The following is a 5,772-nucleotide window of genomic DNA, read 5'->3' on the forward strand; positions in this document are numbered from 1 at the left end:
TTTTCAACAGAATCGGCCGTTAACGACCGTTCTCCGCCAAACACTTAGCCGAACCACGCCGCTTTATTCGTGCTTTTTCGGTAGGTCGATCTTACCTGCTGGGTTCGCGCGGTCGAAGCCCTTGGCCAAGACCGCAAAAAAGCCATAGAAAAATCACCGATTCTTCATAACGGCGTCACGACGAATCGGCAATCTATCGGCTTACCCAATTTAAAACTCAGCTACCCACTACACCCGCCTCCCGCTCCATCAATCTATCGATCAACAAAACCCCCAGCTCACTCAGTTGGTGAATCGCCAGCGCCACATCCCGTTGTTTCCCGGTCAAATCCTCCGACAGGTCCAGCAACAACGCGCTAACCGAGGAAAAGGTTTCATAACTGTTGGTGATCAGGGTTTCACTGCTGGCGTCAGCGGCAACGCTGAACAAACCCGGTGATGGCGAGGGCGGGGCAGTTTCTGGATTGAGGTATCGGTCTATCGTTCGATGCGCGGCCTGATTGAGTTTCAGGTCTGGCTCGCTCGGAGGGTTAGGCGTGATTTTGAACATACTTGGAATTCCCTCTTGGGGGCGCCACCTCTGAGCTACTAAACAAAGGGGTGGCAGCCGTGCGCAGGTTAGTAGACCGGGGAATTCCAAGAAAGCCGGCGCGCCCGAGGACGCCCTGCACACAGCCACCATCAAGCACGGACGAGGCCGTCCGATAGATGACGCTTATGCACTGACTGGAATAACCCCAGGCTACTAAACCCGATCACTGAGTTTTCAGCGACCGAGCAACCTTAGAGATGCCCACTCAAGCGCACAAGCCGGCCGATTCTGACGCAAGCGTAGGCAATGGAGCAAGGCGCTGTCGCCTATCACCTCAACGTTTCACGGCCTGCTGTAGGAAATGTGCTGATCCCCCGCGCGCGCGAAACGCACAGCGGCCAGCAGCCAGTGCTGGAAGTTCTTTGATAGCATCCCCAGCATTCAACCTAGTTAAAGGTATGCAGGCGATGGCGATTCTCTACCCTCCCCGATCTCTACAAGCGCAAGAGCGCTTCAGTTATTGGAACGAAGTGGTGTGTGCTACCTATTGCCTGACCAAAAACCGGACGTTGTCCGACGCGCCTTTCGATGGCCAACTCAAGGCCAACACGCTCGGCGATATTCTGCTGACGCACATCTCATCCGCGCCCATTGAGTACGAGCGCAACAGCGCTGATGCGGATGGCGACGACTTTTTTCTTTGCCTCACGCTGAGTACCGAAGCCGAGCTGGAACAATGCGGGCGGCGATCGTTGCAGCAATGCGGCGATATTGTGTTGTTCAACAGCGCCCAACCTTATCGGTGCGCGTTTCCTCGCGGCGACGACCAGATTGTTATTTCGATCCCGCGAGGGCGCCTGATCAATCATTTGCCAAGGCCCGAAGCGCTGGTCAGCCGCACGCTTGACGGCGGTTCGAGCCTAGGCAGGCTGGCGGGCAACATGCTGCTTGAGGTGTTCAACGCGGGCGCCCAGGAAGCGCGCGCCGGTGAGCGTTTGAGCGGTGCGTTGCTGGACGTAGTGGCGACTGCTTTTGAAGGTGCCTTTGGCTTGGCTGACGTGGGCCATTCCAGTCGTCATGCTGCACTGTTGATGAAAGCGAAAGGGTTTTTGCTGGCAAACCTGGATGATCCCGCGCTGGACCTGGCATCCATCGCACACGCGATTCATGTGTCACCGCGCGCGCTGAGTCGGCTGTTTGCTATGGAGGGGACCACCGCCACTCGCTGGCTGTGGCAGCAACGACTGCAGGCGTGCCGGGCGGCATTGCTGAAGAGTAAAACCCGTAGCATCAGCGACGTCGCGCTCAGTGTTGGCTTCACCAACATGGCGCACTTCAGCCGCGCCTTCAAAGCCGCTTTTGGGGTCTCGCCCAGCGTGTTCTGCAAAAACAACTGACAGATTGGCCAGCCAGGCGAAGTGTCTGGCTGGCTGGGCAAAGCATGCAACGTCTGCCGCCGTCACGCTGCATGCGCTTGGATAGACGAGATTGGGAGAGGCTCCGTGCTTCTTCGTATCTGACGCTTCTGCCCGCCCATCAGGAACCTCACCATGAACACCTCGAATGCTAAAACCCTGCGATTGCTTTTCCCCCAGTGGCAAGGTGGCAATAACCCGCCCTACCATTTCGGCGCTCAACTGTTGTCATGGCTGGCACCCGAAGCGCACGGGCCGGTCGCCGAAGTGCCGGTGATAGCGCCGGTGACAGCGCCGGTGACAGCGCCGAGCGACGAGCAGTTGCCGATTGAACATGGCATACGCGGGCGCAGCGCTCTGCTGCGCCAGTTGCGTAGCGCACGCGCGATCATCGATGAGCATGCACCGGACAGACTGGTGGTGCTCGGCGGCGATTGCCTGGTGGACCTTGCGCCGTTCGCCTACCTGAATGAACGCTATGCAGGCGACCTGGCGGTGCTGTGGGTCGATGCACATCCTGATGTCTTGACGCCCAGGGATTTTCCGAATGCGCATGCGATGGTGCTGGGCCATTTGCTCGGTGAAGGCGATGCAGATTTCGCTGGCACGGTCAAACTTGCGCTGAAACCGGCGAACGTGATGTACGCCGGCCTGATGGAAACCTCGCACGTGGAGAACAGCGTGATTGAGCGGCTGGGACTACAGCACGCAAGCCCTGCGCAATTGGCTGACAACAGCGAACCGGTGCTGCAATGGTTACGTTCAACCGGGGCGAAACACCTGGCCATTCACCTTGATCTGGATGTGTTGGACCCGAACGGCTTTCGCTCAGTGCTGTTCGCCGATCCGCAGGCCGCTGCGGGTGCGTTTGACGGGGTCGCTCAAGGCAACATGACGATTTCCCACGTGGTGCGACTGCTGACCGATGTGGCCGCTGTTACCGACGTCGTAGGCATTGGCATCGCCGAACACCTGCCGTGGGATGCACTTGCGTTGAAGAACATGTTGGCACGTCTTCCGCTGATCGGCTCTGCTGTTTGAGCCTGCCCAGGGGCGTGTCAATCTGCCGTCGACCGACACAATTGAACACCTGCTGCCGATGCCTGAGTCATAAAGGTGACTTCCATCGCCGAGTACACTAATTTATCCGATAGATGGACCGCCGACTCCCCCTTCCCTGCCTGTTATGAACCCGTAACAGGCCGAGTGAATCTGACTAACTTACACCCAGTTGGAGGAAAACCATGACCACTGACCGCGTGCTTGACTGTGTTCTGTTAAAACCCGCTGAGTCTTATCAGGGCAAACAAGGGCTGGATTATCAGGTTGGCATTTCTGCACAAAGCGCCGGTGCGCAACATATCCATATGCAGGTGTTGAACATTGCGCCTGGCGGGAAAGGCAAGGCACATAAACATCAGCAGCATGAAACCGCTATTTATGCGCTAAGTGGCGCCACCGGTTGCTGGTACGGCGAGGCGCTTGAAAAGCATGCCATCGTGGAAGAAGGTAACTTTTTTTATATCCCTGCGGGAATGCCGCATGTGCCGTATAACCGCAGCAACGAGCAAGTAGCCACTGTGTTAGTTGCTCGCACCGACCCGAATGAGCAAGAAAGTGTAACGCTGTTGCCGGAGCTTGATGAATTGATGGCTTCAAAGCAGGGCTAGAACAGGCCTTTCGCTGTGCGCGGGCCAGATTAAAAAAAGGCGCTCCGAAGAGCGCCTTTTATCACGTTATTGCAGGCTGACCTGGCGCAAGTCTGGCTTGCCGCCAGTACCGATTTCGATACGTTTTGGCTTGGCTTCTTCGGGTACGACGCGAAGCAACTCGATTGCCAGCAAACCGTTGGTGAGTGATGCGCCTTGCACCTCGATATGGTCAGCCAGTCGGAACGACAAACGGAAGGCCCGTTGCGCAATTCCCTGGTGCAGGTACGTGACCTTCTCATCGCTTTCACGTTTCCCACCCGAAACGCTTAAAACGCCATTCTCGACCTGAATGTCTATGTCGTCCTCTACGAGGCCCGCCACTGCAATCACGATGCGGTACTGGTCATCACCGTGTTTTTCGACGTTGTGAGGTGGGTAGGTGTTGCCCGCCTCATTGCGCAGCGTCGATTCAAACAGGTCGTTGAAGCGATCAAAGCCCACAGACTGACGGAACAGTGGGGCCAACGAGAGAGTAGTAGCCATAACAAAATCTCCTGAGTTTTATCCAAGTGATTTAATACGCGACCCGCTTTCGGCATCGCGTAAGGCCAAAATAGGGACTACCCAACGGTTTTCAAGGGCGCCTCAAAAAAATTTTAACGCCCCGTTTACCTACCCCAATTGCGTCGCAAACCTGCCTACTGCGTCGACGACGCGCTTGGCGCCATCCTGAATCTCGACAATCACCTGGCCCGCCTGCGTAGCCAGGTCAAGGCCCTGCTCTGCCTGGGATTTACTGTTCGCCATCTCCGCGACGGTTTCGCCCACCAGCTTCTGGTTTTGCGCAACCACCGAGGCAATTTCCTCTGTGGCGGTGCTGGTGCGCCCAGCCAATTGACGAACTTCATCCGCGACGACCGCAAAGCCACGCCCCTGTTCACCGGCGCGGGCGGCTTCAATCGCGGCGTTCAAGGCGAGCAAGTTGGTTTGCTGGGCAATACTGCTGATGGTTTGAACAATCGAGCTGATCAACAGGGATTGCTTGCCGAGTGCCTCTACTCCGCCGGAGGCCGCCTGTATATCCACCGCGATCTTGCGCATGGTGTGCATGGTGTCGTTAACCACCACGGCGCCGCGCTGGGCACTCACATCGGTGTGTTGGGAGATTTCAAAGGCGGTTTGCGCGGCGGTGCTGACGTCTTGTTCACGGGCAACTTGATCGGTCACCACCGTAGCGAACTTGACCACTTTCCAGAGTGTGCCTTCGGCGTCGTACACCGGGTTGTAAGTCGCCTCTAACCACACGGTTTGACCGCGACTGTCGACACGTTCAAATCGACCGGCAACAAACTCGCCCTTGTTCAGCGTTAACCAAAAATCCTTGTACTTCTGCGACGAGGTTTCTTCCGGCGTACAGAATATGCGGTGATGGCTGCCTTTGGCGTCGCTGAGGCTGTAACCCATGGCTTTCAAGAATTGGTCATTGGCTTTGAGTACGTGCCCGGAGAGGTCGAACTCGATCACTGCAGTTGAACGCAGCAGTGCCTCGATAAACGAGGTGTTTTCCGAAGCCTGTTCAACGCGGGAAGTAATGTCGGTTGCATAGCAGGTGACATGGCTCAGGTTGCCGGCAATGTCGGCGACGGGTTGCCAGTGCGCATGAATCCATACCAGCGAGCCATTCGCATGCAAATACCGGTACTCGTCCGTGATTGATCGGCCTGCCGCGACGGCCGCCTGAAAGTTAAGAAAGCACGGAAGTTTGGAGACGTACTTAGGGACGATATTCGCCATCTCGCGCCCCAGCAGTTGGTCCGGGGTGTAGCCCAAAGCCTCGGCAAAGTGTGCGTTACAGCCGATGATTTTAAACGTTGGATCGATGCTCAACGTCAGCATTTCACGGTTGAGGCCATCGCGCAGTTGGCGCAGCTCCGACAATTCGGCCGCCTGAGCATTAACCTGGTTCTTGAGTTTTTTATTAAACATCAGCTACGGCCTCCTTGGTCATAACAATGCTATCGGCATAGTCCTAAGCAAATTGAGGCCACTCAGCGGGCGAGTGCCCCCAGGCTGCAGCCTTGCAGCAAAGCGTAGGCGCTGAAACCAACTCATGCGTCAAAAAATACATCCTGCGGACCGCATCGGTGGCGAGCGGTGCAATCGCGGCCTATGT

6 protein-coding genes and 1 pseudogene are annotated in these 5,772 nt (G+C 56.7%); 3 read left to right on the forward strand and 4 right to left on the reverse strand.

The features are described 5' to 3' along the window. Positions 1–217: 217 nt before the first annotated feature. Positions 218–550 (reverse strand): DUF6124 family protein, encoded by a 333-nt coding sequence (locus tag F0169_RS26780; protein ID WP_152748106.1) that lies wholly within the window; start codon positions 548–550, stop codon positions 218–220. 449 nt (positions 551–999) lie between these two features. Between F0169_RS26780 and F0169_RS26785 the strand changes: the two genes are divergently transcribed. The 3 genes from F0169_RS26785 (at position 1,000) to F0169_RS26795 (ending at position 3,617) form a co-directional block, all read left to right on the forward strand. Then, entirely contained in the window at positions 1,000–1,929 is a 930-nt protein-coding gene (locus F0169_RS26785) for a helix-turn-helix domain-containing protein (RefSeq protein ID WP_152748107.1), read from the forward strand. Positions 1,930–2,082: 153 nt separating this feature from the next. Further along, a complete protein-coding gene (locus tag F0169_RS26790) occupies positions 2,083–2,988 on the forward strand; it encodes an arginase family protein (protein WP_152748108.1) in 906 nt (301 codons plus the stop codon). A 203-nt stretch (positions 2,989–3,191) separates the two neighbouring features. Beyond that, complete coding sequence (locus F0169_RS26795; RefSeq protein WP_152748109.1) at positions 3,192–3,617, forward strand: cupin domain-containing protein; 426 nt, start codon at positions 3,192–3,194, stop codon at positions 3,615–3,617. A 66-nt stretch (positions 3,618–3,683) separates the two neighbouring features. Here the strand turns inward: F0169_RS26795 and F0169_RS26800 are convergent, their stop codons facing one another. The 3 genes and pseudogenes from F0169_RS26800 to F0169_RS28580 all read right to left on the reverse strand — a co-directional run. Beyond that, positions 3,684–4,142 carry an Hsp20 family protein gene (locus F0169_RS26800; protein WP_058411176.1) on the reverse strand — a complete coding sequence of 153 codons (459 nt, stop codon included), beginning with the start codon at positions 4,140–4,142 and terminating at the stop codon, positions 3,684–3,686. A 129-nt stretch (positions 4,143–4,271) separates the two neighbouring features. Next, complete coding sequence (locus tag F0169_RS28575; RefSeq protein ID WP_241678237.1) at positions 4,272–4,709, reverse strand: methyl-accepting chemotaxis protein; 438 nt, start codon at positions 4,707–4,709, stop codon at positions 4,272–4,274. 102 nt (positions 4,710–4,811) lie between these two features. Next, positions 4,812–5,585, reverse strand: a pseudogene (locus tag F0169_RS28580) (PAS domain-containing protein); the annotation flags it as partial. Positions 5,586–5,772: the final 187 nt, after the last annotated feature.

Origin of the sequence: Pseudomonas kitaguniensis, from assembly GCF_009296165.1 — a bacterium.
In the GTDB taxonomy this organism is placed as follows: domain Bacteria; phylum Pseudomonadota; class Gammaproteobacteria; order Pseudomonadales; family Pseudomonadaceae; genus Aquipseudomonas; species Aquipseudomonas kitaguniensis.

Bases quoted from the DNA above. Each gene is read 5' to 3' on its own strand.
- F0169_RS26785 (WP_152748107.1), top strand. From the start codon at position 1,000: ATGGCGATTCTCTACCCTCCCCGATCTCTACAAGCGCAAGAGCGCTTC.
- F0169_RS26800 (WP_058411176.1), bottom strand. From the start codon at position 4,142: ATGGCTACTACTCTCTCGTTGGCCCCACTGTTCCGTCAGTCTGTGGGC.
- F0169_RS26780 (WP_152748106.1), bottom strand. From the start codon at position 550: ATGTTCAAAATCACGCCTAACCCTCCGAGCGAGCCAGACCTGAAACTC.
- F0169_RS26790 (WP_152748108.1), top strand. From the start codon at position 2,083: ATGAACACCTCGAATGCTAAAACCCTGCGATTGCTTTTCCCCCAGTGG.
- F0169_RS26795 (WP_152748109.1), top strand. From the start codon at position 3,192: ATGACCACTGACCGCGTGCTTGACTGTGTTCTGTTAAAACCCGCTGAG.
- F0169_RS28575 (WP_241678237.1), bottom strand. From the start codon at position 4,709: ATGCACACCATGCGCAAGATCGCGGTGGATATACAGGCGGCCTCCGGC.